The organism is Candidatus Poriferisocius sp. (assembly GCF_965204015.1).
Lineage (GTDB): Bacteria > Actinomycetota > Acidimicrobiia > Acidimicrobiales > Bin134 > Poriferisocius.
The window spans coordinates 3036299-3060269 of record NZ_OZ241965.1 but is presented as its reverse complement, the minus strand read 5'-3'; the positions used below and the strand labels follow the sequence as shown (position 1 = coordinate 3060269).

The window sequence follows — 23971 nt, the reverse complement described above, 5'->3', positions numbered from 1 at the left end:
TGCGGACATCTAGTCTCTCAGCATCACTCCGACGATCCTCTACCTGCGACGCTCCCGATTCTTCCGGTCGATCACTGCCGCGAACATCACCGCGGCCATAGTGCTCGCTGTTTGGCCCGGCGGATTGGGCTTGCTCGTCGCCTCGCTGGTCCTTGTAGTCGTGTTCGGCGCTGTCTATGTGGGCTTCGAGAAGTGGTGCCAGCGTAAGGGCTGGGGGGAGCTGTCGGACTATCCCGAAGCCCGTCAACAGAAGCATCTGCGCTGGCTATTGAACTTCTCCGCTCACGGCCTCATCAACGTCTTACTAACCAGGGCATTGGACTGGTAGACCCGCCAAGGGCAGCCACGAATGACTCCGGCCGCTCAGGGCTTGCCGACGCCGGGGACGGCGGCTTCGGTGGCGTAGATGGCGCCGGTTTTCGCCGCGGTGACCACTTCTCTCTTCCAGTCGTCGGCGGCGCAGATGAGGAGTGTGCCGCGGTCGTCGCCGCCGAGCACGCAGGCCACCGGCACTTTGGGGGCCATGTCGTAGGAGTCGGTCACCTCGCCGCCGGGCAGCACCCGAAACACTCGCAGGCCTAGCGGGTCGGCCACCCACACCGCGCCCTCGGCGTCGAGGCAGATGCCGTCGGGAGGGGCCACTGGGGCCCGGTCGGATTCGGGAACCAGCTCGGCGTAGACCCTTCGGTTGGACAGGGTGCCGTCGGGGGCCACGTCGAAGGCGGTGAGCCGGAAGGCCGCGCTCTCGGCCACGATCAGCGTCTCCTCGTCGGGGGTCAGGATGTGGCCGTTGGGGGCTTCCATCTCGGCCGCGCCCACGCTCACCGAACCGTCGGGGGTCACCCTAAAGGTCTGGCCGGTGTGCCGGTCACCGCCGGCGTGGATTCTCTGGCCCATGTCGCCGATATAGGCGGTGCCGTCGGAGCGGACAATCATGTCGTTGATGTCGCCAATAGCCAACGGCGAGAGGTCGGCGTGCTCGACCATCGAGCCGTCGGGCTCTTGGCGCAGCAGTTTCTGGGTGGACATGGCCACCACCAGCAGCCGGCCGTCGGGCAGCCAGCCCAACCCCGACGGGTCGTCCCAGTCCACCACCGCCACGGTCTCGGCGTTGCCGTCGAGGTCGGTTCGGATCACCCGGTGGGCGTGCATATCGGAGAACCACAGCGCGCCGTCGCGCCACCGGGGTCCCTCGGAAAAGTTGAGCCCGTCCAAGATCGTGCGCATCAGGTTCCTCCTTATCGGCTTGCAGTCGGACGAGATGGCACAATAGCCCCATGAGCATGACCCTCACCCCAAGTCTCGACGCGGTGGAGTCCTACGAGACCATCCAGGTTGACCGGATCGGTGGATCACTGGGCGCGGTGATCTCCGGGGTGGACCCCCGAGACGGTCTGACCGACCAGCAGTTCGCCGAGATTCATGAAGCGCTGCTCCGCCACGAGGTGATCCTGTTCCGCAATGTGCCCATGAGTGCCGAAGACCAACTGGAGTTGGCCTCCCTGTGGGGCCAACCCAGCATCTACCCGCTTCAAGCCGTGATGGGGGTGACCGAGCCAGGTACCTCTGTCATCCGCGACGACGCGGAGAGCCTGCCCACCACCGACAACTGGCACACCGACGTGACCTGGATCGAAGTACCCCCCAAGATTGCTCTGCTCCAATCCGTGGTCGCACCCCCCTATGGGGGCGACACCATGTGGTGCAGCATCACGTCGGCTTACGATGCCCTGTCGGAGCCAATGCGGGCCATGATCGACGGATTGGAGCTCCACCACTCCAACTACCCGCAGTTCTGCACGAACATGGCCGAGAAGTCGGGAAGCTGGGACTTGGTGCCCCTGTTGCGGGAGGCCTACCCCGGAGTCAACCACCCGCTGGTGAGGACCCACCCCGAGACCGGACGGCGAGCGCTATACGTGGCCACCAACTTCCATCAGTACGTGGTCGGGCTGACTGAAGCCGAAAGCACCGCCCTACTCGACTTTTTGATGCGCCACATCAACCAACCCCGCTTCCACTGCCGTTGGTCGTGGACCGAGGGCGATCTGGCCATCTGGGACGAGCGGTCAACCAATCACCGCGGGGTCTCTGACCACTATCCCGAAATCCGCGAGATTCGCCGCTGCACCGTGGACGGCGACCGCCCCTACTTCGACCCGTCAGTCCCCTACGAACCCAAGGCCGCCATGATGCCTAGGGTCGCCTACCAGTCTCAATAGTCGCCGGTCGGCGGCTGCTCCCTACCAGCCCCAGTAGTCGCCTCCGAAACGCTCGTCGCGCTCGGCCAGCGCACCCTTCATGCCCTTCTCCCGCGACGTCTCGTGGAAGTCAAACTCATCGGGACTGCGGCGGGTGCCCATCACGAACAGGGGATGAACGCCGTAGTGGGGGGTGAACGCTTGGCCGATGCCCAGCATGTCGTAGGCCAGATGGGCCACGGTGCGGCCGGTAGCGATGCCGTCGCGGGGCAGGCTGGCCAGCGCCCCAGTGAGCTCAGCCACCGCCTCGTCCAACTCCTCTGAGGACACCACCCGGTTGACCAGGCCAAGCCGCTCGGCCTCGGCGGCGTCGAACTTGCGCCCCGTCACCACCAGCTCGTTGGCCCGCTTCAAGCCGATCTGGGAGGCCAGCATGGGATACAGCCACGAGGTGCCCGCCGAGCCGAACCGCTCCTCGGGCAGGCCGAACACCACGTCATCGGACACCACCGCGAAGTCGCACACCAGCACCAGGTACAGCCCGGCCCCGATACACGGACCGTGGACCCGGGCAACAATGGGCTTGGCCGAATACAGCAGGTCGCGCATCACCCAGGCGCGACGGCGCAGCCCGGCAATGGCGAATCGCCCTCCCTTGGTCTCCGCCCCACCGTAGAAGTCGTCGGGGCTGGACAGGTCGAACCCCGCGGTGAAACCCCGTCCTGCCCCGGCCAAGACGATGCACTTCACGTCGTCGTCGGACTCGGCCTGGCGGACGAACGCCACGATCTGATCGAACATCTCGTCGGTCAAGGCATTGAAAACCTCTGGCCGGTTGAGGGTGATCGACGCCACCGCTCCGTCTGTCTCGTAGGTCACTTGGTCTTGAGCCATGGCCCCTATCCTGTCGGAAGAGCAACCTGTTCGCCGCAGGGGAGCAGGAATGAGCCTGCCACCCTTCTATCCTGCGATCTGTGAGCGACCCTCCCACTCGTTTGGCCCGACGGCTGGGTACCGGGGACGCGATCGTGATGGGACTGGGCTCGATGATCGGCGCCAGCGTGTTCGCCGCCATCGGGCCAGCAGCAGCAGCCGCCGGAGCAGGGCTGATGATTGGGCTGGCGGTGGCTGGGATGGTGGCGTTCTGCAATGCCACCTCCTCGGCCCAGTTGGCCGCCCTCTACCCCGCATCGGGGGGCACGTATATCTATGGCCGCAAGCGCCTGGGGCATCTGGCTGGGTTCAGTGCCGGTTGGGGATTTGTCATCGGCAAGTCGGCCACCTTGTCGGTATCCGCGCTTGCGTTTGGGGCCTACACCTTCCCCGAGGCTCCTCGGCCAGCAGGCATCGCCGCAGTTGTGGTGGTAACCGCCATCAACCTCCGGGGCATCACTCGTACCGCAAAGGCCACCCGGGTCACCGTCTCGCTGGTGCTCATCGCCCTCGGGCTGGTGGTGGCGGCCTCGGTCGGCGGGGGCAACACCGATGCCGACCATTTGGCCGACTGGGGAGCCGGCGGGGCCCGAGGGATCTTGGAGTCAGCCGGCCTGTTGTTCTTCGCCTTCGCCGGCTACGCCCGCATCGCCACCCTCGGCGAGGAGATCAAAGATCCGGCCCGGACCATCCCCCGGGCCATCCCCGCCGCGCTGGGCATCACCCTGGTGGTATACGCCGCAGTGTCGGCCACCGCCCTTTGGGCGGTCGGCCCTGATCTTCTGGCCGAGGCGGCCGCCCCGCTGGCCGCGGCCACCGACGCCGGATCGTGGAACGGGCTCACCCCGGTGGTGCGGGTGGGTGCAGCCATCGCGTCGGCCGGCGCACTCCTCGCCCTTGTCGCCGGAGTGAGTCGCACCACCTTCGCCATGGCTGCCGAAGGGGATCTGCCCCGGGTCTTGGACAAGGTCCATCCAACCTACAAAGTGCCCCATTACGCCGAGATCGCGGTGGCCGCCGCGGTGATCGTGCTGGTGTCGCTCACTGATCTGCGCAGCGTGCTTGGCTTCAGCTCGTTTTGCGTGCTGTTCTACTACGCCGTGACCAACGCCTCGGCTTGGACCCTCTCCCCCGCCCAACGGCGTTGGCCCAGGGCGCTGAGCGGCCTCGGCTTCATCGGATGCGTCACCTTGGCTTTCACTCTGCCCGTTCCCTCGGTGCTAACCGGCCTGTCCGTTCTCGTTGCCGGTATCCTGATCTGGCGCATTCGCCAGACCTTGAACCCGGCATCTTCGGCATAGCAAGCAGCAAGAAGGGAAACCGTGAGATCGACACATCGGTCAATAGTGGTACCTACTACCACTTCGCCGCGTCGTCTGGTTGTTCGGGTTGCGGTTGTTCTGGCCATATTCGCGGCGGTGCTCTCGGTGACCAACACTGCTGGAGCCCAGTCGGTTAGCTGGGAGGAGGTCGCTCGGCGCGATCAGCTGATCGCCGAACAGGAGGCGCTGCTCAACATCTACCGCTGCCGATTCGACATCGACACCCATCTCCTCCCGGGGGGATGTGTTGACGGCGCCCCCGGGCTTCCCGCCATCGAGCCCCAACCGTTCACCGGAACACCGACGGCCGAGGAACTCACCCGGCGCGACTGGCTGGTGAACGCGCAGGAAGCGCTGCTCAACGATTATCGCTGCCGGTTCAATATCGACACGCTCGTCGTCCCGGGGGGCTGCGGTCACCAAGCACCAGAGCCCACAACCACACCCACGCCCACTCCCACACCGTCTCCCCGCCCCACCCCCACGGCACAGGGCGAAGAGTTGTCCCCAGCTGAGGTGTACGCGCTGGTATCCCCCTCGATCGCACTGGTCGAGACGTCGTCAAAGCTCGGCAGCGGGATTTTGATCGAAGGGGGCTACATCGTTACCAACAATCACGTGGTGTGGCCCTATGACGAGGCCTGGCTGGTGTTCCCCGACGGCACCGAATTCGAGGGCGTGCCAGTCATCGGACGGGACTTCATAGCCGACTTGGCGGTACTGGGACCGATTGACGTTCCCTATCGACCGCTGACGTTCTCTGATCGAGATGATCTGCCTCCGGGCAGCGATCTCCTGTTGGTGGGTTACCCGTCGGAGCCCGAGCTGTTCCCCCAACCCGCCATCACCCGGGGCATCTTGTCTCGCTTGCGCGAATGGACCACCTACAACCTCACCCTGCTCCAGTCCGACGCGGCAATAGCCGGCGGGCAAAGCGGCGGCGCCCTTCTCAACTTGCGAGGAGAAGTAGTGGGCATCTCCACGTGGAGGTTCAGCGAAGTAGGATTCGCTCTGGCCACGTCGGCGGCTGACGATGCGGTGATCATCGAGAGGCTGATCAATAGCTACCGGCCTCCCGAGGACAAGACCGAACGTCGGGCTCCGAGAAAATTCGGGGACTTCGAGCACCAGGTCACCGGGGTCCAGGGCATCGACAGCCCGGCCTTCACCTTCAACGCGGCCGCCGGCACCAAAGTCACCATCGCCATCAAGGGCACCAGCGACGGGGTCATCATCGTCTCCGATGCAGTGAAGACACTCGTCACCCAGGACAAGACCGAGACCGGGGTCGAAAGAACCACCTTTGAAGTGCTTCGCAGCGGCAATCACTTCGTGAGAATTAAAAGCGAGTCAGATGGTGAATTCGATTTCGAGCTGACCAGCTCAATCAGGCTTCGCCCTTATCGGGATGAAGCTGACGGCAGCACCTTGTTGGATCAAGGCGATGTCGAGGTCTTCTACGGTTTCTTCGACCACCCCTATGACACCGATTGGTTCAAGATCAGCCTCGAAGAAGACGAGGTCATTGAGATCAGCACCGATTCAATCCTGGCCGACACCACCATCACGGTGAGAAACCGCGACACCGGCGAATCAGAGAAGAGCGAAGACATAGATCCCCACACCGGTCTGGGGTTCTCCACCAACGCCCACCTCCGGTTCGTTGCCCCTGAGGCTGGAAGATACGCCATTTACATCGACGAGAGCTCGGGAACACAAGACATCAGCTACATCTTGACCGTCGAGCGGGTCCAGGAGTAGCGAAGCGCCATTGCCTGCTCACTGCTAGGTTGCCTTCTGCCCCTGACCCGAATATGCCACGGAAGCACAATTGTGAAAGGCAACGCCATGCCCCTCCTGCCCTGCTCCCCACGACGGAGATTTGCCTTCCGGCTGATCGCTGCGATTGCCGTACTGGTCCCAGCGCTCTATTGGCCAGCAACCGCCGGGGCGCAAACCGCCTCGCTCGACGACATCACCACGCGTGACCAGCTGATCTTCAACCAGGAAGCACTGCTCAACGTTTACCGCTGCCGATTCGACATCGACACCCAGATCGTCCCCGGCGGCTGTGTAAACGGCCAACCAGCCGAACCCGCCGCCGAACCCACTCCGTTCGCCGGCACCCCCAACGCCAACGAGGTCTACGCCCGCGACAGCCTCATCGTCTCCCAGGAAGCGCTGCTCAACGTTTACCGCTGCCGATTCAACATCGACACCCAGATCGTCCCCGGCGGCTGTGTAAACGGCCAACCAGCCGAACCCGCCACCGCCCCAGTAGAGATAAGCGCTTCCACAACCATCGCATCTGGCTCCGGGCATTCCTGCGCCATCAAGACCGACGGCACCATCGCCTGCTGGGGCAACAACGGGCATGGCCAAAGCGATCCGCCCCCAGGCCAATACACCTCCGTCACAACGGGCGATCAACATTCCTGCGCACTAGGCACCGACAACACCATCGCCTGCTGGGGCAACAACGGGAGTGGCCAAAGCAATCCGCCCCCAGGCCGATTCACCGCCATCTCAGCCGGCAACGTCTATTCCTGCGCTATCAGAACCGACAACACCATCACTTGCTGGGGAAGCAACGACCGCGGGCGGAGCGACGCGCCCCCAGGCCAATTCACCGCCATCTCAGCTGGCAACAGCCACGCCTGCGCCATCAGAACCGACGACACCATCGCCTGCTGGGGACAGAACGACAGTAGGGAGGCCGATCCGCCCTCGGGCCAGTACACCGCCATCGCAGCCGGCACATCGTCTTCGTGCGCCATCAGCGCCGATAAGACCATCACCTGCTGGGGCTGGTCCGGCAGGGCTCGATCACTTGCCCCCAAAGGCAAATTCACCGCCGTCGCAGGCGGCTTTGACCACTGGTGCGCCATCAGTGCCGAAAACACCATCGCCAACATCGTCTGCTGGGGCAATAACGACAACGGGCAGGCCGATCCGCCTTTGGGCCAGTACACCGCCATCTCAGCCGGCGTTTACCATTCGTGCGCCATCAGAGCCGACAACACCATCGCCTGCTGGGGGAAGGAGAGTCCGTCCAAGCCACCCGCGGGCCAGTTCACCACGATCACAGCCGGCTATCACCATTCGTGCGCCATCAGAGCCGACAACACCATCACCTGCTGGGGCAACAACGGCCGCGGCCGAAGCGACGCGCCTCCCGGCCAATTCACCGCCATCGCAGCTGGCCAACGCCATTCCTGCGCCATCAAGACCGACAACACCATCACCTGCTGGGGGAGCAACGGGTACGGCCAAGGCGACGCGCCTTTGGGCCAATACACCGCCATCTCAGCCGGCGTCATCCATTCCTGCGCCATCAAAGCCGACAACACCATCACCTGCTGGGGCAGCAACGAAAACGGTCAGACCGACGCGCCTCCCGGCCAATTCACCGCCATCGCCGCCGGCTATTACCATTCGTGCGCCATCAGAGCCGACTACACCATCACCTGCTGGGGAGACAACAACCGCGGCCAAGTCGACGCGCCCTCAGGCCAATTCACCGCTATCGCCGTCGGCACCGGCCATTCCTGCGCCATCAGGACCGACAACACCATCACCTGCTGGGGCTGGGACGGCGATGCCGACGCGCCTCTGGGCATATTCACCGCCATTGCATCGACCGCTTACCACTCGTGCGCCCTCGGGATCGACAACACCGTCACCTGCTGGGGCAGCAACGAAAACGGTCAGACCGACGCGCCTCCGGGCCTCTTCGCCGCCGTCGCAGCCGGCTTCAGCCATTCCTGCGCGATCAGGGCCGACGGCACCATCGCCTGCTGGGGGCCGGACAGCCCGACCGACCCGCCCGCAGGCCAGTTCATGGCCGGACTACTTAGCGCTTCTGGGCCCGCCGACTCCGCCTAGTTGCTATGGCGCTCTCAGCGCCCGACATGATCGGCAATCTGGTCTTCGAAGGTGAAGTCCAGATCGAGGCTCTGGTCGAGGTCCTCGGCGACCATCCAGCGATGCACGTGGTCGACCATGCCGGCCAGGGTGTATTCCGGCGCCCAGCCGATGTCGGCTCTCAGCCGGTCGACGGAGAACACGACGCTGCGGTTCCAGCGGTGCAGGTTCGGGGCTAGGCGCTGCACGAGCTGGGCCAGTTTGAACCGCCGCCGGGTTTGGTCGGCATTGGCTCTCGCGGTGTCAGAGCTGCGGATGTCGATGTTCACCGGAGAGGCCCGCCCCTCCTCGAACACTAAAGCGCCATCCCACAGGTCGTCCATCACCGGGGCAGGGATGAATACCCTGTTGGCCTTCACGCCCAGCACCTCGGCGAAGGTGTCCACATAGCCGTTGTCTGACTGGTAGGTCCCGCCGGTGAGGTTGTAGCGCTTCCCGTAGGTCTGGGGCTGGAGCATCATCATCCGCAGGGCTCGGGACTGATCGTCCACATGGCCGACCTGGCCCAGGGTGGTGCCGTCGCCGGGGATGAGCACGGGCCGGCCCCGCAGCAACCGCAGGATCATCCGCTGCTCTCGGTCGGCGAGGATGTTGCGGGGGCCGAACACCATGGAGAACGGCACGATGGTGGCCGGAAAGCCCCGACTGCGCCAGGCGTCGACCAGGATGTCCTCACACAGCAGCTTGTGCAGCCCGTACTCGTTCTGGTTGGGACCGCGGTCAACGAGGTGGTCCTCAGTGATGGGCAGGATGTCGGTTGGGCCGTAGATGACCGTGGAAGAGGCGAAGATGTAGTGGCCGATGCGCCCTTCGAACACCTCGATCATCAGCTCCACGTCGGCGGGGTGGTAGGCGCTCATGTCCTGGACCACGTCGAAGCTCTCCTCGCCGAGCACCGACCGCACCTGCTCGTGGTCGGTGCGATCCGCCACCAGCCGGCGAACCGACCGGGGGAAGTCAACCGCAGTGCGCCCCCGGTTCAACACCGTGACCTCGTGGCCATGCTTGACGAGTTCCATGACCAGCGAGTAGCCGTTGAACTGGCTCCCGCCCATGACCAAGACCTTCATTCCTGCTCCCTTGTTCTCTGATTCGAGCTCAGCGGCACACGCCGGCCTCGGCGAGGGCTTCTACCTCATCGGGTGGGATCCCGAGCACTTCGCCCAGCACCTCGACGGTGTCCACACCGAGAAGCGGGGACGGACCGGCGGTGCGCTTGGCGGTGCGGCTGAAGCGAATGGGATTGGCCACGTGGGTTTCTTTGCCCACAACCGGGTGCTCCAACACGTCGAGCGCCCCCCGAACGGCCAGATGCTCATCGCCTAGATGGTCATAAGGCCCCATCACCGCCATGGCCGACACCCCGGCGGCCTGTAGGCGCTCGGCCCGCTCGGCGGCCAGGCCCCGGGACATCCAGGCGGCTACTGCGGCGTCCACCGCCTCGACGTGGGCCAGCCGGTCAGCGTTGGCCGGCCACCGGTTCTCCACGCCGATGACCTCGCAGCACCGCTGCCACGACTCGTCGTCGTGGCAGGCCAGCGCCACCCAGTCGTCATCGCCGCCGGCGCGGTACACGTCGTGGGGGGCGACCTCCTCCGAGCGGTTGCCGCAGGCCTGAGGATCGGCGCCGGCTTCGGCCGCGCCCATGTACACCTCGCCAATGAGGTAGGCGGCGGCTTCAGTCTGGGCCATATCGATAAGCTGACCCTCGCCGGTGCGCTGCTTGTGGTCGAGGGCGGCCAACACCGCCACCGCCAACAGCTTGCCCGCAATGTGGTCGGGGTGGTTCAGCGTGGTGCCGCACGGGAATGGCACATCGGCGTGGTTCCACAGCCAGTGGGCACCGGCGAAGCTGGCGTTGAGCGGCCCGTAGGCCGGCATCTTGCCCATCGGGCCACCCCGGCCGTAGCCCTGCGAACACACGTACACCAGATCGGACCGCCGGGCCGACATGTCATCCCACCCCAACCCGAGCTTGTCCAGCGACCCGCCCCGCAGGTTCTCGGCTACCACGTCGGCAGCCATGAACAGCTCCAGGGCCAGTTCTCGTCCCTTCTCGGTGGTCATATCGAGGGCCACCGACCGCCGCCCCCGGCTCTCGGCGTTGAACGGGAAGGCCTTGTTGAGGTCGCCCCGACCGGCGAAGCGCAAAGAGTCGGGATGGGCCACCGATTCGATCTTGATGACGTCGGCCCCGAGCTCCGACAGCATCCAGGTGCCCTCGGGCACCACCGCGGCCATGCCGAACTCCACCACCCGAACTCCGGCCAACAATTGCCCGTTGCCGCCTGAGCCGTTTGACGAGCCTGGTGCCCACGGATTGTCTGCAGAACGGGCATTGAACTGAACTCGCTTGTCTTTTGCCTGAGGGGCCCGGTTCCGCACTCCGGCGGGGGTGCCCGACAGCTTCCAGGGGGCATCGGGCATGGGCAAGCCCTCAGAACCCTCCACGTCGCAGCGGAAGAATCCCCGGCCGGCTACTTGCGGATGGGCGGCAAACTCGCTGGGAGACTGGATCACCCCGATAGTGGTGCCTGCGGCCAGGCCCTGTTCGAACAGATCAGATCGGTCCCGCTGCGAGGTGATCTCGTCGGCCACCATGTGGATCACGTCCCGGTTTCTCCCTCGAAACACCCCATCGGCCCACTCCGGACCGGTCAGAGCGTCGGGGTTGCCCAGCACCTCCACGAAGCCGGTCCACTGGTAGGGGGTTCCGATCACGGTGCGCACCCAGCCGTCGCGGGCCGGGAAAATCCAATAGTTCCCGTCGGCGTTGCGGCGACCCTCATCGGGCAGTTCGGGAAAATGCCGTACATAGTCGGGGATCAGCACCGACCAGGGGTTGAGCCCCGACAGGGCCGCCTCCTGCACGCTGACCTCCACCACCTGGCCGTGGCCGTGGCGACGGCGGTCCATCACCGCGGCCAGCCCGCCGATGGCGCCGAACACCGAGGCGCAGTCATGAGCCAGATAGCCGGGGTGCCAGCACGGTGACTTCTCCCGGAAGCCCGACAGGAAGTGCCCGCCCGAGGACGCGAATGCCGGCAGCGGCTCCAATTTCCAGTCCGAACGGGGGCCGGACATCCCCATATCGGTCAGAGCCACCACCACGAGTTGAGGATGGCGCCCGGACACTTCGTCGAGGTCCAAGCCGGTGTTGTCGATGAGCAGGTCGGCGGATGCCATCAGCGCCTCCAACTCGGCGGGGTCGCCCGGCGCCTTGTTGGCATTGCGATGAGCGTGGGCCAGGCCGGCGGGATCGGGAACTGGCGACACCCGGATCACCTCAGCCCCCAGATCACCCAGCACTCGGGCACACAGCGCACCCCGCAGGTCGGTGTGATCGACTACCCGCAACCCGTCCAGCGCACCGGGCCCCATGGGCTCAGAAGGGCTCATCGGATGCGGGGCTCGATGCGGGTCTGCTCCTTGATGCCCCGGGCCTTCTCGGTGATCTCCTCCTCAGCCCCGGCCAGACTCAAGAAGGCCACCCCGCTGTTCATGGCGTTGGCCAACGTGGTGTACTGCGCCGTCCACAGTCCTTTCATGGTGGCCTCAACAGCGAGGCGTTCGGGGGCCGAAACAATGGCTTCGGCGCACCAGCGGGCCGTGTCCATCAGCTCGTCCAGCGGCACCACCTCCTGCACCAGCCCGATCTGGAAGGCCCGCTGGGCCGACATGCGCTCATGGCGGCCCAGCAGCGACATCCGCATGACTTCCCCCAGCGGCATCCGCTGGAGCATGAACATGGGCTCGTTCACCGCGGGCATGCCGTGGCTCACGTGGGGGTCGAAGAAGGTGGCGTTGTCGGAGGCGATGATGAACTCCACCTCGCCCAGCAAATAGAACGCTCCCCCGGCGGCCATGCCGTTGACCGCGGCGATCACCGGGCGCCAGTAGTCGTTGGACTTGGGTCCGACGGTGGAGATTGGATCGTCCACCATGAACGGCGAGGCCGGCTGCTTCCACGAGCCGGTTATATCCACACCGGTGCTGAAGGCCCGCTCGCCGGCGGCGGTGAGGATCACGCACCGCACATCGTCGTTGTAGCGAAGGTGAGCCCATACGGCCCGAAGCTCGTCGCACGCAGTGTTGTCCATGGCATTGAGCCGCTCGGGACGGTTGATCGTGACCACCGCCACTCCGTCGGACTCCTCAAATAGCAAGGTCTCGTAACTTGGCACGGCCCGAAGCGTAGTCCCGCCGATGCGACCCGATTCCAGGTCACCGCTAGCCTCCCCGCCATGGACATCGGAAGCATCGGATTGTGGCAGGGCGTTTTGGACCAGCAGCCCTCGAACCGGGTACGGGAGGTCGTCGCCGAACTCGAGGAGATGGGCTGGCCCACGGTGTGGATCCCCGAGGCAGTGGGCCGGGATCCGTTCGTGTCGGCATCGGTCATGCTGGGGGCCACCAGCACGCTGAAGATCGCCACCGGCATCGTGCAGGTCCACGCCCGCCACCCCATGACCACCGCAGCCGCCCAAAAGACGGTGGCCGAGGCATATGACAACCGGTTCCTGCTGGGCATCGGCGTGAGCCACGGGCCTTTCATCGAGGGTATTCGCAAGCTGGACTATTCCAAGCCCTACTCCTTCATGGTGGAGTACCTCAACGAGATGGAGGGGGCTATGTACATGGCGCACGGCCCCGACGAAAACCCGCCCTTGGTGCTGGCCGCTCTGGGCCCCAAGATGCTGGCGCTGGCCGCCGAACGTACCGCGGGCGCTCACCCCTATTTCGTGCCCCCCGAGCACACTGCCCTGGCCCGGGAGATCATGGGACCCGACGCCCTGTTGGCCCCCGAGCAGAAGGTGTGCTTGGAGACCGATCCCGAGGCAGCTCGGGCGCTGGCCCGGGAGAACATGGCCCTGTATCTGGGGCTCCCCAACTACGTGAACAACCTCTATCGGCTGGGCTTCACCGAGGAGGATGTGAACGAGCAGTCCGACCGGCTGGTGGACGCCATCGTGGCCTGGGGCGACTTGGACGCCATTCGGAGCCGCATCCAGGCCCACCACGACGCCGGCGCCGACCACGTGGCCGTGCAGGTGCTCGCCCCCCGGGGTGAACTGCCTCTGGCCCAATGGCGAACCCTGGCCGACGCCCTTCTATAGTTCGTCGGCGAAGCTCCATCGAAGAGGCGAGGGGCTCGACAGCACGAGGGGTTCGACATCATGAGCAGGCTTTGTGAAGGACGGGTCGCGGTGATCACCGGCGCGGGACGGGGCATCGGACGGGAATACGCCCTGATGCTGGCCCAACACGGCGCCAAGGTGGTGGTCAACGACTTGGGCGCCGATCCCGACGGCCGGGGCGGCGACGCCGGGCCCGCCGGTGAAGTGGTCGAAGAGATCCGGACAATGGGCGGCGAAGCGGTGGTGAACGGCGCCGACGTGAGCGACTTCGACGCCGCCCGGGACATGATCCACCAGGCCATCGACACCTTTGGAACGCTGGACATCCTCATCAACAACGCCGGCATCCTGCGGGACCGCATGGTGTTCTCCATGAGCGAGTCCGACTGGGATGCGGTGGTGCAAGTACACCTCAAGGGGACCTTCGCCCCGGTCCACCACGCCGCCGCCTGGTGGCGGGAGCAGACCAAGGCCGGGCAGAGCTTCCAAGCACGAATCATCAATACGGCATCTCCGTCGGGCATCTTCGGGAATGTGGGCCAGACCAATTACGGCGCGGCCAAAGCGGGCATCGCCGCCTTCACGGTGATCTCGGCAATGGAGCTGGTTCGCTACGGCATCACCGTGAACTGCATCGCCCCCAGCGCCCTGACCAGGCTGACCGCCCCGCTGATGGGCGGCGCCGACATTTCAGAAGAGGTCCAGGAGACCATGTCGCCCACGTGGATCGCCCCCATCGTCACCTGGCTGTGCAGCCCCGAGGCCGACAACGTGACCGGCCGAGTCTGGGTGGTCGGCAATGGTCGACTGGGGATTGCCGAAGGCTGGGCATTGGGCCCCAACGTGCCACTCGATTCCCAGGATCCCACCACCCTCCAACCGGTGGTGGCCGACCTGATGGCCAAGGCTGAGTTAAATGCCGACATGAGCGGCAACCCCGCCGCAGGCCCCGGCCGGCCCAGCCACGAGATTTAGAGCTCTTCCACCCGGCAGCGGACCTCGGGCTCGTGGTCTGCCCCCACCCAGCGCAGGGCCAGGCCGCCACGGGAGTGGCCGGCGGTGTCCAGCCAGTTGGGGTGGCCGGGATCGCGCCGGGCGACCACCACTCGCACCGTGCCGTCGTCTTCGACTACCGCGGTGTGGTGGTTCAAGCTGGTCGGGTAGTACTCGAAGTCCAGTGATTCCAGCCAGTGGTTGCCTAGCTGGATGTTCCAGTATTCGCATTCGGGGGGCTCGAACTCGATGATCCAAGCCACGTCGGGGCCCAAGTCGAAGTAGCCATAGTTGTACGACGTATCAGGGTCGCCCTGGGCGAAGGCCAAGAGCTCGGGGTCGATGGGCCGCACCTCATGGGGATGGGCGGCGAAGCTGGCCGTCCATCCCAGAAACTGACCCACCACCGCGGCCACGGTGAACCCGGCCCGGCCTAGTGCGCCGGCCAGCCGCTCGGGGTCCACCGGCTGAGGCGGGCTTCCCGCGTCAGTCCGCTCCAGGGTCATTTCAGCGGGGGTTTGATTGGGCCGGTCCAGCAGGGTCTGGCGGATGGTCAGCGAGTTGGTGCCCTCCTTCATGGCCAGCCAGGGGCCGGATTGGGGCTCGGAGCTGATGGCCACCTCGAACCGGCCGTCGGAATCCAACTCGAGATCCTCGGTGGTCAGGTAGCTGTCGCGAATCAGCCCTTCGGGGGTACCCAAACCACCGCTGAACGCCCCCATGCGAATGGAGTGGGCGTCGTTGAGTCGGCCCCGTAGCCGGTAGTCGAAGCCGGGCGATATCCGGGCGCCGCCGTAGGCGTAGTCGGGGTTGTCCAGGCCAATCTTCACGCCTGCTTGGTTGAGGACGGCTCGAGCCGGATCGGCCTCTTCCAGGTTGGCGTTCAGGAAGTTGCGGGCCAAACGGGTCACGTAGCGCAACCCCTCGGCTCGGTCGAAGTCGTTGTCGGGTGATGCGTCGAGTACTTGGCGGCCCGCATCGCGTAGAGCGTCGCAGAACTCATCCCAGCTCTTGGCCAGATCGATTTCACTCATTCCACTGTCACCCCGCAGGTCTCGATGTAGTGGGCATACCGCTCGTGGACGACCTCGGCCCGCAGCCCGTATTGATCGGGGCTGTAGTCGTGGACGCCGTGCTCACCCTTCGGGTGATCGGCGGCCCATTGGGCCACGGCCCGCTCGGCGGCGGCGTCGAACTGGTATCCGAACCGGTCGCAGATGGCGGCCACGCAGCCCAGCGGGTCGGACTGGAAGTCGGCGAATTGTAGGTCGTAGAACCGGTCCTCCCGCCCGGACCGCGAGGCCAGCATCCGCTCGATGCCCCGAGCCCACAGCTCAGTCTGCTCGGCCCCGTGGGCGATGTTGTCGGGATGCTCTTCGAATCCCTGGCGGCTGACGGCAGTGAGGCTGCACACCGAGGCCACCGCCTTCAACGGATCACGGTGGGTCATCACCACGTTGGCGTCGGGGTAGGTGGCGAACAGCGCTTCGGGGGCGAAGAGATGGCTGGGGTCCTTCAGCAGCCAGCAGGTGTCGGGCTCGTCCACGCCGATCAGGCCGATGCTGCGGCGGTGATGGGCGTAGGCCGGGCCCATGTCGCAGTTCGCCCACCAGGCGGAATAGGTGGGGATACGGAACAGGCACTCAAACGTCACGCTGGCGAATGAGTGGCGGAACAAGTTCCAGCACTCGTCCACGAGCTCGGCTGATTGGAAGTGAATGGTGGACTGGTCGGGATTCATCTCGGCCATGGCGTCCATCTTGGCCTTGCAGTTGACGTAGTCGTCGATCTGCTCCCACTGGTCGCGGGGCGGGCGGGGCCGGGGCATCTCGGCCAGCCACAGCTCCAATCCCTGGAAGTGGGGGCTGGCCGCCATGAGTTGGTGCAAGGCCGTGGTGCCGGTGCGGGGCAGGCCGATGATGACCAAAGGCCGCTCGACATTGACGTCGGCCGCCTCTGGTCGGACTTTCAGCCCGGCTACGGCCTTGAGGCGTCCCATGAGAGCCCCGGTGATGATCTCGCCGATGGCAAAGCGGCCGATGTCCGTCATGGCCGCCTCGGCCTCCAGCGAATCCTCCAGCACGGTGAGGCCCTCGAGGTAGTCGTCCTGACCGAAGTCGTCCAGCCCGGTCCGCTCGACGGCGGCGCCGTGCCATTGCTCGATTGGGCTCATTGGTCTGCATCCCTCAGTTGCCGGCCGAAAGCGGCCATGGTGTTCGCAGTGTCGGCAAAGAACAGGAACGAGGGGACGATCAGGCGGTCGCCTCCCAACTCGGCCACCTCCTGTATCAGCCCGGCGGGGTCGTCCATCGGTGTGTTGGGCAAGCCCACGGTGATCTCGATGCCCTCCGGATCCCGGCCGGCTGCGGCGGCGGTTTGGCGCATCTCGTCGATGAGCTCGGCCATGGACACCCCTTCTCGGGGTCCCGGCCAGAAGCCGTCGCCCAACCGCCCCGCTCGGCGGGCCGCGGCCCGCGAGTGGCCGCCGATCACGATGGGCACCCGGCCGTTGGCCGGCTTGGGGTTCACGCTGACCCCGGAGAATGAGGCGTGATCGCTGTCAAACGAGGTGCTGTCTGCGTCCCACAGCGCCCGCATGGCTCCGATGTAGTCGTCGGTGCGCTGGCCCCGACGCTCCCAGGGGATGCCCAGCGCTTCGAACTCTTCTTTGAGCCAGCCCACGCCTACCCCGAGGATGACCCGACCACCCGACATGGAGTCGAGGGTGCCGAGCGACTTGGCCAGCACCACCGGGTTGCGCTGGGGCAGGATCAAGATGCCGGTGCCCAGCCGCAGGCTCGTAGTGGCCGACGCCACCCAAGTCAGCCAGATGAGAGGGTCGGGCAGCGGGGAGTCGGGGGTCATCGCCATCTTGCCCGACGGGTCGTAGGGGTACTGCGAGGCGTACTCGTCGGGATACACCACGTGCTCCACCGTCCACACCGAGTCGAATCCGGCGGCCTCCGCCGCCTGGCCGAACTCCACCGCGCCCTCTGCGGTGGTCCAGTGGAGAATGTTTGCGAAACCGATCCCGAACTTCATGGCCCGCCAGCGTAGGGGAAGCGCTAGCTGACTGACTCCATGGCCGACCAGACCTTTTGAGGGGAGGCGGGCATATCGAGGTGACGGATGCCGAGATGGGACAGGGCATCTACCACCGCGTTCTGCACTGCGGGGGTGGAGCCCACGGTGCCCGACTCGCCGATTCCCTTGGCCCCCAGCGGGTTGAGCGGGGTGGGAGTGACCGACTCGTGGACCTCGAAACTGGGCAGCTCGGTGGAGGAGACCACCCCGTAGTCGGCGAAGTTGGAGGTGAGCAGGTTGCCGTCGGGGTCGTAGTGGACCTCTTCGATCAGCGCTTGAGCCGCGCCAGCGGCCAGCCCGCCGTGGATCTGTCCGTGGGCCAGCAGCGGGTTGAGCAGGTTTCCGGCGTCGTCCACCGCCACCAGCCGCTCCAGCCTTACCTCGCCAGTGTCGGAGTCGAGCTCTACCACGGCCACATGGGTGCCGAACGGGAAGGTGGCGCCGTGCTGCTCGAAGTCGTTCTCCACGAACACCCGCTCGGTGGCCGCCGCGGCCACATCGGCCCAGTTCGCCGACCGGGCCGGAGTGCCGACCACGTGAAATTGACCGGTCTCCGCGTCGAGCACCACGTCGGCAGCCGCCGCCTCCAGCAACTCGGCAGCTAGCGGGCGGGCCGCCTCGATCAGCTTCTCGGAAGCGTCGAACAGAGCCGAGCCGGCGATTTGGGCGGTGCGGGATCCACCAGTGACGTCGCTGGAGGGGATCTCGTCGGTGTCGCCGTGGATCATCTCGATCCGGTCCATGTCGATCCCCAGGGTGTCAGCCACCACCATAGCCAGAGTGGTCACATGGCCCTGGCCGAAGGGAGTGGCCCCGGTGCGGGCCAGCACCGTGCCGTCGGGGCGCAGCTCCAGGCTTCCCGTCTCCGTACACACGGGACCCATCGGCGAGGTGACCTCCACATAGGAAGCCAGCCCGATGCCCAGGAGCTGTTGGTCGCCCCGCTCTCGACGGGCGGCCTGCTCGGCTCGCAGGCCCTCGTAGTCGGCTGCTTCCAGCGCGGCTTCCAGCGAAGCCCGGTAGTCCCCAGAGTCGTAGGCCGCACCGGTGGGGGTGGTGAGGGGAAAGGCATCGGGGGAGAGAAAGTTGCGGCGGCGCACCTCGGCCGGGTCCATGCCGATCTCGGCGGCAAACAGATCGACCGCCCGCTCGATGGCCGCGGTGGCCTCGGGGCGGCCGGCCCCACGGAACGCGTTCACCGGGGCGGTGCTGGTCGCCACTGCGGTAGCCGACCAGGCCACATTGGCAATGTCATAGTTGCCCGGCGCCATGAGTCCGGTGAAGGTGGGCAGCAGGGCGCCGACACCGGGATAGGCCCCGGCATCAGCCAGCATGTCCAAGCGATAGTGGGTGAGGCGACCCTCGGTGGTGCCCCCCAGGGTGACCGTTTGGAATTGGGCTCGGCTGTGACCCAGCGACTGAAGGCTCTCGGTGCGGGTCTCCGCCCAGCGCACCGGTCGGCCCACCCGGCGGGCCAACCATCCCAGCAGACATTCCTCGGCACCGGGGCTGGCCTTGGTGCCGAAGCCCCCGCCCACATCGGGGATGACCACCCGCACCTGTGACAGGTCCAAGCCCAGCGCGCTGGCGATGGCTCCTTGGGCGGTGTGGGACCCCTGGGTGCTCGACCAGCAGGTCAGCCGCCCGTCCTCACCCCACGCGGCCGCGGCCACCCGGCCTTCAATGGGACTGGCGTAGATCTTGGAGTTGACGATGCGGTGGGTGATCACCACATCGCACTCGCTGAAGTCCAAGTCCACCGCGGGAGGCAGGGCTATGGACACGTTGGACTCGGCGTCGTCGAACAGCTTGGGGCCGTCGGCGGCAGTCTCTGCATCGACCACCGCGGGCAGCGGGTCGTAGTCAGCCCACACTGCTTCGGCGGCGTCGGTGGCCTGCTCGACGGTCTCGGCCACCACGGCGGCCACGGCCTCGCCGACGAAGCGCACCTTGCCGACAGCCAGCAGCGGGCGCGACATGGCAGTGTCACCGGCCATCGGCGGGCGGGGGGCCAGATCGAGGTCGTCGCCGGTGACCACGTCGAGCACACCGGGCATGCCCTGAGCCTCGCTGACCTCCACCGAGAGCAGCCGGGCGTGGGCGATGGGCGACCGCACGAACGCCACATGGGCCGCCCCCTCCAGTGGGATATCGGCCACGTACGTTCCACCGTCGGTCAGCATCCGGGGGTCTTCCACCCGCCTGACCTCGTTGCCCAAAATGCTCATGGGCGAGAAGCGTAGGCTAGGAGCCCCTCTGGCTCGTACTCGCTACTGCGGTAGCGACATTCGCCAGCCTTGGGCGTCTTGGCCCATTGGAGTGGAGGGGGCCCGGTCGGTGAATGGCCACAGCTCCTCGGCGATCCTCCGCCAGTTGGCGGTGGCCCCAAGTTGGGCGAACAGCGAGATCAGCCCGAGGTTGATGCGCTGAAGCACCACCAGCGAGGGCGGCACGTTGAGCACCTTCTTCAACTCGGCGTGCTCGCCGGTGGCGTTGAAAATGGCTCTGACCCCCGCGGCGGCATATTCCGAGGTGAAGGTCCGGGTCTCGTCAGTCAACACGAACTCGTAGAAGTGGGTGAAGAACGCCTCCACCTCGTCGTCGCTGAAGGGGGCATCGGCCGGCAACAGCCCTGCGGCCACCTGCTCGGCCCGGAACCGGGGAATGTCCCGGTCGATCACCATGGCAGTGAGCATCCGCTCGAACTGCTCGATCTCGTCGGTGGTGAACCGCTTCACCAGGCCGAAGTCTAAGAAGGTGACCGAGCCGTCGGGATCGAAGAGGTAGTTGCCGGGGTGGGGGTCGCCGTTGAACGCCCACAAGCGATAGATCGACCCGAACGAGAACCGATAGATGGTCTCGGCCACCCGGTTGCGCTGCTCATGGGACCAGCCCAGCACTTCCTCAAAAGTCGCCCCGGCGGCCAGTTCGGTGGTCAGCACCCGGGCCGAGCTCAAGTCGTCGTATACCTCGGGGATGAAGATGTAAGGGTGGCCCCGGTAGTGGTCGGCGAACAGGCGCTGATTGAACGCCTCGTGCTCGTAATCGAGCTCTTCGGTGAGCCGCTGGCGCAGCTCTTCCACGATGGGAGCGGGGTCGAGGCCGGGAAACAGCACCGAGAGCGCCCGGAACACCATTCGGGCCGACCCCAAGTCAGCGGCAATGGCCTCCGCCACCCCGGGATACTGGATCTTGACCGCGCACGCCCGCCCGTCGGGGGTGATGGCCCGGTGGACTTGGCCGATGGAGGCCGCGGCGATGGGCACAGGATCCCACTGATCGAACAGCTCGGCGGGCGGAGCGCCCAACTCGGCGGCGATCACCGATTCGGCCAGAGCCGGGCTCATGGGCGGGGCGTTAGCCTGGAGCTGGGCCAAAGACGACCGGGTGGACTCGGGCAGGCCGACATCCAGGTAACTGGCCATCTGGCCGATCTTCATCAGCGCACCCTTCATGTTGCCCAGCACTTCCACCACATCGGCCGAGGTGCGCAGCTCCCGCTCGGCGTCAAGGGCCTCAGACCGCTCGGCGTCGGCGAACACCTGGCGGGCCTTGGCTAAAGCCCACCTTCTGCCGCTCCGGGCCCCCAACCCGGCCATCTTGGCCGTGCGCCCCAGCCTTCCTTTCTGGGGAACCGCTCCCCGACCGCGCCTGTCTGCCACGCCGCCGAAAATACCGGCCCAGCCCCGGCACCTCATGACTTTGGCGATGATCTCGGCAGGAGAGTCCGCGGCTGGTTTCCCCCAATCCGCAGGGCACAGCCCGAAAAAGGCGAGTATCGTAACGTGGAACGGTTCCGCAATGCGGCACACAAGCTGTCACCAGTTTGCGCCGCATCCCATCCCCCGCAGAGCAATCACGGAGTCTGAGTGATGCGAATCCTCTTTGCTGACAGCTTGGCCGAAAGCGCCGTCGAGCGGCTGCGGGCCGGGGGCGACGAATGTGTGGTCGACCCCTCGCTGAACGCCGAGAACCTGCCGGATCACATCGCCGGGTTCGACGTGCTGGTGGTGCGCAGCACCAAGGTCACCGCAACCGCCCTGGAAGCCGCCGACCAACTCGGCCTGGTGGTTCGGGCCGGGGCGGGAACCAACACCATTGCCGCCGATCGGGCCGCCGAACTGGGCATATTCGTGTGCAACGTGCCGGGCCGCAACGCCATCGCGGTGGCTGAGTTGGCCATCGGGCTGATGTTCGCCATCGACCGCCATATCGCTCCTGCCACCGCCGATCTCCGGGCGGGCGACTGGAACAAGCAGTCGTACAGCAAAGCCCGAGGGCTGTTCGGCGCCACCCTGGGCATTATCGGCATGGGCGCCATCGGCATTGAAGTGGCCCGACGGGCCGGAGCCTGCGGCCTGCGGGTCATCACCGAACCCCGATCCGACCGCTCCCGAGACATACGGCGCCAGTTGGTCGACATCGGGGTGGAGGAAGTGCCCGACCGGAACACGCTGCTGGCCACCAGCGACATTGTGTCGCTGCATGTGCCTGGAGGCGAAGACACCATCGGGATGGTGGATGCTGAGTTCCTGGGGGCCATGAAGCCTGAAGCGGTGCTCATCAACACCAGCCGGGGCGAAGTGGTTGACGAGGCCGCGCTGTTGGCCGCGTTGGATTCCACTGATCTGCGAGCCGGTCTCGACGTGTTCGCCGACGAGCCTTCGGGGGGAGTCGGCCAGATCAGATCCGAGTTGGCCCGCCACCCGAAAGTGACCGCCACCCACCACATTGGAGCCTCCACCGAACAGGCCCAGATGGCCGTGGCGGAGGGCACCGCCGAGGTGATCGAGGCCTACCGCAACGGTGTTGTGCTGGATTGCGTCAACTTGGAGCGGGTGCCCAATCGAACCGCCACGCTGAGCGTCCGCCACCACGACCGGGTGGGGGTGCTGGCCTGTGTGCTGCAAGAGCTGAGCCGACAGCACCTCAATGTGGCCAACATGCAGAATCGGATTTTCTCCGGCTCCGAGGCGGCGGTAGCCATCATCGAGGTGGCTGGCACCATTGACGACGAGCTGCTGGACGCCCTCTCATCCATTGAGCATGTGATCTGCGCGTCGGTGCTCGACACCCACCCGGCGGCAGCGCAGTGACCGACACCACCTCCGTCGCCCGTCCCCAGTCGCAGAGCGAGCCTCTGGTCGCCCCCTTTGCCGGCTGGCTGGTACACCCCGACTGGGCTGAGCGGGTGATCAGCCGGGCCTACGACAATCTCTCGGCACAGCAGCGCCGAGCGTTGGTGGCGGCCAACCCTTACAGCTACATGAACGTCACCAGAAGCCGAGAGGATCTCTACGACAACACCGACCTCTCCCACCAAGACCTCGCCATTGAGGGTGCCAGCGCCCTTACCCGCCTTCTCAGCTCCAATGCGTTCAGCCCAACCGGACGGCCGGCCCTGTATCTGTACCGGCTGACCCACAAACAGGGCATGCAGACCGGGGTGGTGTGCACCGTGCCGGTGCGGGGCTTCGACGATGGTCGCATCCGCATTCACGAGAACGTCCACGACGAGAGGGCCGACTTGCTCACCGCTCACCTCCAGGGTGTGGGCGCCACATCCAGCCCGGTGGCCATGGCCGTTCGGTCTACGGCGGAGCTTGGCAACCAGCTATTCGACATCACCTCGTCTACGCCCGCTGACCTTGAGTTCGGATCCACCGCGGTACGCCATCAGATCTGGACGGTGCCCGACAGCCACACCGAGCAGCTTGCCGCGGCCTTCGACCACCATGCGTTGTACGTCACCGACGGCCACCACCGCTCGGCCGCCGCGGTGCGGGCGCTGGCCGCCGAGCCCGACAACCCGGTGCTGGCCCGGACACTGGCCGTGGTGTTCCCCGACGAGCAACTCCATGTGCAGGCCTTCCACCGACTGGCCGTCGACCAGCACCATCGAGGGGTCGAAGACTGTTTGACCGCCCTCGACGATGTGGCCGAAGTAACCCCGGTTTTCTCCGCCATGCAGGCCCGCCCTCTGAAGAGGGGCTTCGCCGGGCTCTATCTGGGAGGCTCGTGGCATCAGATGGAGTTGCCCCCTGCCGTGGGCAACGGCGCAGTCAACGGCCTGGACGTGGAGCGGTTGCGCCGATCCATCCTCGATCCGGTGCTGGGGGCCGACGAGCTCGGCCAGCCGGGAGCGGTGGACTATGTTCCCGCTTCGCTCGGCCTCGACGAACTGGCCCGCCGGTGCGATGCCGAGAGCCGGGTGGGATTCGCGCTGTTCCCCCTGTCGGTGCGCGAGCTGATGGCGGTGGCCGACGAGAACGGGCTCATGCCGCCCAAATCGAGCTTCTTCGCCCCCAAGCCCCGCTCCGGCGTGTTCCTGCGGGTGCTGGGACGGGGCGCCACGTCCCACCTGCCCGCCTCCTAG

Annotated in this window: 19 protein-coding genes; 9 read left to right on the top strand and 10 right to left on the bottom strand. The window is 66.1% G+C overall.

Going from position 1 to position 23971, the window contains the following annotated elements:
• The first annotated feature begins 100 nt into the window (after positions 1-100).
• Positions 101-328, top strand: coding sequence for a hypothetical protein (locus ACOGJC_RS13730; protein WP_419845563.1), 228 nt, complete (start codon positions 101-103; stop codon positions 326-328).
• A gap of 35 nt (positions 329-363) precedes the next feature.
• Here ACOGJC_RS13730 and ACOGJC_RS13725 read toward each other — a convergent pair whose 3' ends face one another.
• The gene (locus ACOGJC_RS13725; RefSeq protein WP_419845562.1) at positions 364-1227 is read right to left on the bottom strand and encodes an SMP-30/gluconolactonase/LRE family protein; all 864 of its coding nucleotides are present in this window, start codon (positions 1225-1227) and stop codon (positions 364-366) included.
• 50 nt (positions 1228-1277) lie between these two features.
• Between ACOGJC_RS13725 and ACOGJC_RS13720 the strand changes: the two genes are divergently transcribed.
• A complete protein-coding gene (locus ACOGJC_RS13720; protein ID WP_419845561.1) occupies positions 1278-2222 on the top strand; it encodes a TauD/TfdA dioxygenase family protein in 945 nt (314 codons plus the stop codon).
• Between the two features lie 21 nt (positions 2223-2243).
• Here the strand turns inward: ACOGJC_RS13720 and ACOGJC_RS13715 are convergent, their stop codons facing one another.
• Complete coding sequence (locus ACOGJC_RS13715) at positions 2244-3095, bottom strand: enoyl-CoA hydratase/isomerase family protein (protein WP_419845560.1); 852 nt, start codon at positions 3093-3095, stop codon at positions 2244-2246.
• An 80-nt stretch (positions 3096-3175) separates the two neighbouring features.
• Here ACOGJC_RS13715 and ACOGJC_RS13710 point away from each other — a divergent pair, with 80 nt between their 5' ends.
• The 3 genes from ACOGJC_RS13710 to ACOGJC_RS13700 all read left to right on the top strand — a co-directional run bounded on the left by ACOGJC_RS13710 (position 3176) and on the right by ACOGJC_RS13700 (position 8341).
• Complete coding sequence (locus ACOGJC_RS13710) at positions 3176-4435, top strand: APC family permease (protein WP_419845559.1); 1260 nt, start codon at positions 3176-3178, stop codon at positions 4433-4435.
• A gap of 126 nt (positions 4436-4561) precedes the next feature.
• A complete protein-coding gene (locus ACOGJC_RS13705) occupies positions 4562-6217 on the top strand; it encodes a trypsin-like peptidase domain-containing protein (protein ID WP_419845558.1) in 1656 nt (551 codons plus the stop codon).
• 87 nt (positions 6218-6304) lie between these two features.
• Positions 6305-8341, top strand: coding sequence for an RCC1 domain-containing protein (locus ACOGJC_RS13700; RefSeq protein ID WP_419845557.1), 2037 nt, complete (start codon positions 6305-6307; stop codon positions 8339-8341).
• A gap of 14 nt (positions 8342-8355) precedes the next feature.
• Here the strand turns inward: ACOGJC_RS13700 and ACOGJC_RS13695 are convergent, their stop codons facing one another.
• From ACOGJC_RS13695 to ACOGJC_RS13685, 3 genes are read right to left on the bottom strand one after another with little or no spacing between them, the layout of a single operon-like run.
• On the bottom strand, positions 8356-9450 hold the full coding sequence (locus ACOGJC_RS13695) for an NAD-dependent epimerase/dehydratase family protein (RefSeq protein ID WP_419845556.1): 1095 nt from the start codon (positions 9448-9450) through the stop codon (positions 8356-8358).
• 28 nt (positions 9451-9478) lie between these two features.
• Positions 9479-11779: a CoA transferase gene (locus ACOGJC_RS13690; RefSeq protein WP_419845555.1), complete on the bottom strand. Its 2301-nt coding sequence runs from the start codon at positions 11777-11779 to the stop codon at positions 9479-9481.
• A complete protein-coding gene (locus ACOGJC_RS13685; RefSeq protein ID WP_419845554.1) occupies positions 11776-12564 on the bottom strand; it encodes an enoyl-CoA hydratase/isomerase family protein in 789 nt (262 codons plus the stop codon). The genes ACOGJC_RS13690 and ACOGJC_RS13685 overlap by 4 nt, the downstream gene beginning before the upstream one ends.
• 60 nt (positions 12565-12624) lie before the next feature.
• On the opposite strand from ACOGJC_RS13685, the gene ACOGJC_RS13680 reads away from it, so the two are divergent.
• Both ACOGJC_RS13680 and ACOGJC_RS13675 read left to right on the top strand, forming a co-directional pair.
• Positions 12625-13497, top strand: coding sequence for an LLM class F420-dependent oxidoreductase (locus ACOGJC_RS13680; RefSeq protein ID WP_419845553.1), 873 nt, complete (start codon positions 12625-12627; stop codon positions 13495-13497).
• Between the two features lie 60 nt (positions 13498-13557).
• Positions 13558-14493 carry an SDR family oxidoreductase gene (locus tag ACOGJC_RS13675; RefSeq protein WP_419845552.1) on the top strand — a complete coding sequence of 312 codons (936 nt, stop codon included), beginning with the start codon at positions 13558-13560 and terminating at the stop codon, positions 14491-14493.
• Here the strand turns inward: ACOGJC_RS13675 and ACOGJC_RS13670 are convergent.
• The 5 genes from ACOGJC_RS13670 to ACOGJC_RS13650 are packed head-to-tail and all read right to left on the bottom strand — an operon-like array spanning position 14490 to position 21257.
• Positions 14490-15545 carry a DUF1214 domain-containing protein gene (locus ACOGJC_RS13670; RefSeq protein ID WP_419845551.1) on the bottom strand — a complete coding sequence of 352 codons (1056 nt, stop codon included), beginning with the start codon at positions 15543-15545 and terminating at the stop codon, positions 14490-14492. The genes ACOGJC_RS13675 and ACOGJC_RS13670 overlap by 4 nt on opposite strands.
• Entirely contained in the window at positions 15542-16684 is a 1143-nt protein-coding gene (locus ACOGJC_RS13665) for a sulfotransferase family protein (protein ID WP_419845550.1), read from the bottom strand. Before ACOGJC_RS13665 ends, ACOGJC_RS13670 begins: the two co-directional genes overlap by 4 nt.
• Positions 16681-17553: an LLM class F420-dependent oxidoreductase gene (locus tag ACOGJC_RS13660; protein WP_419845549.1), complete on the bottom strand. Its 873-nt coding sequence runs from the start codon at positions 17551-17553 to the stop codon at positions 16681-16683. The genes ACOGJC_RS13665 and ACOGJC_RS13660 overlap by 4 nt, the downstream gene beginning before the upstream one ends.
• A 23-nt stretch (positions 17554-17576) precedes the next feature.
• Positions 17577-19823 (bottom strand): xanthine dehydrogenase family protein molybdopterin-binding subunit, encoded by a 2247-nt coding sequence (locus ACOGJC_RS13655; protein ID WP_419845548.1) that lies wholly within the window; start codon positions 19821-19823, stop codon positions 17577-17579.
• 42 nt (positions 19824-19865) lie between these two features.
• Entirely contained in the window at positions 19866-21257 is a 1392-nt protein-coding gene (locus tag ACOGJC_RS13650) for an ABC1 kinase family protein (RefSeq protein ID WP_419845547.1), read from the bottom strand.
• A gap of 210 nt (positions 21258-21467) precedes the next feature.
• Between ACOGJC_RS13650 and ACOGJC_RS13645 the strand changes: the two genes are divergently transcribed.
• Both ACOGJC_RS13645 and ACOGJC_RS13640 read left to right on the top strand, forming a co-directional pair.
• Positions 21468-22691 carry a phosphoglycerate dehydrogenase gene (locus tag ACOGJC_RS13645; protein ID WP_419845546.1) on the top strand — a complete coding sequence of 408 codons (1224 nt, stop codon included), beginning with the start codon at positions 21468-21470 and terminating at the stop codon, positions 22689-22691.
• Positions 22688-23971: a DUF1015 family protein gene (locus ACOGJC_RS13640; protein WP_419845545.1), complete on the top strand. Its 1284-nt coding sequence runs from the start codon at positions 22688-22690 to the stop codon at positions 23969-23971. The genes ACOGJC_RS13645 and ACOGJC_RS13640 overlap by 4 nt, the downstream gene beginning before the upstream one ends.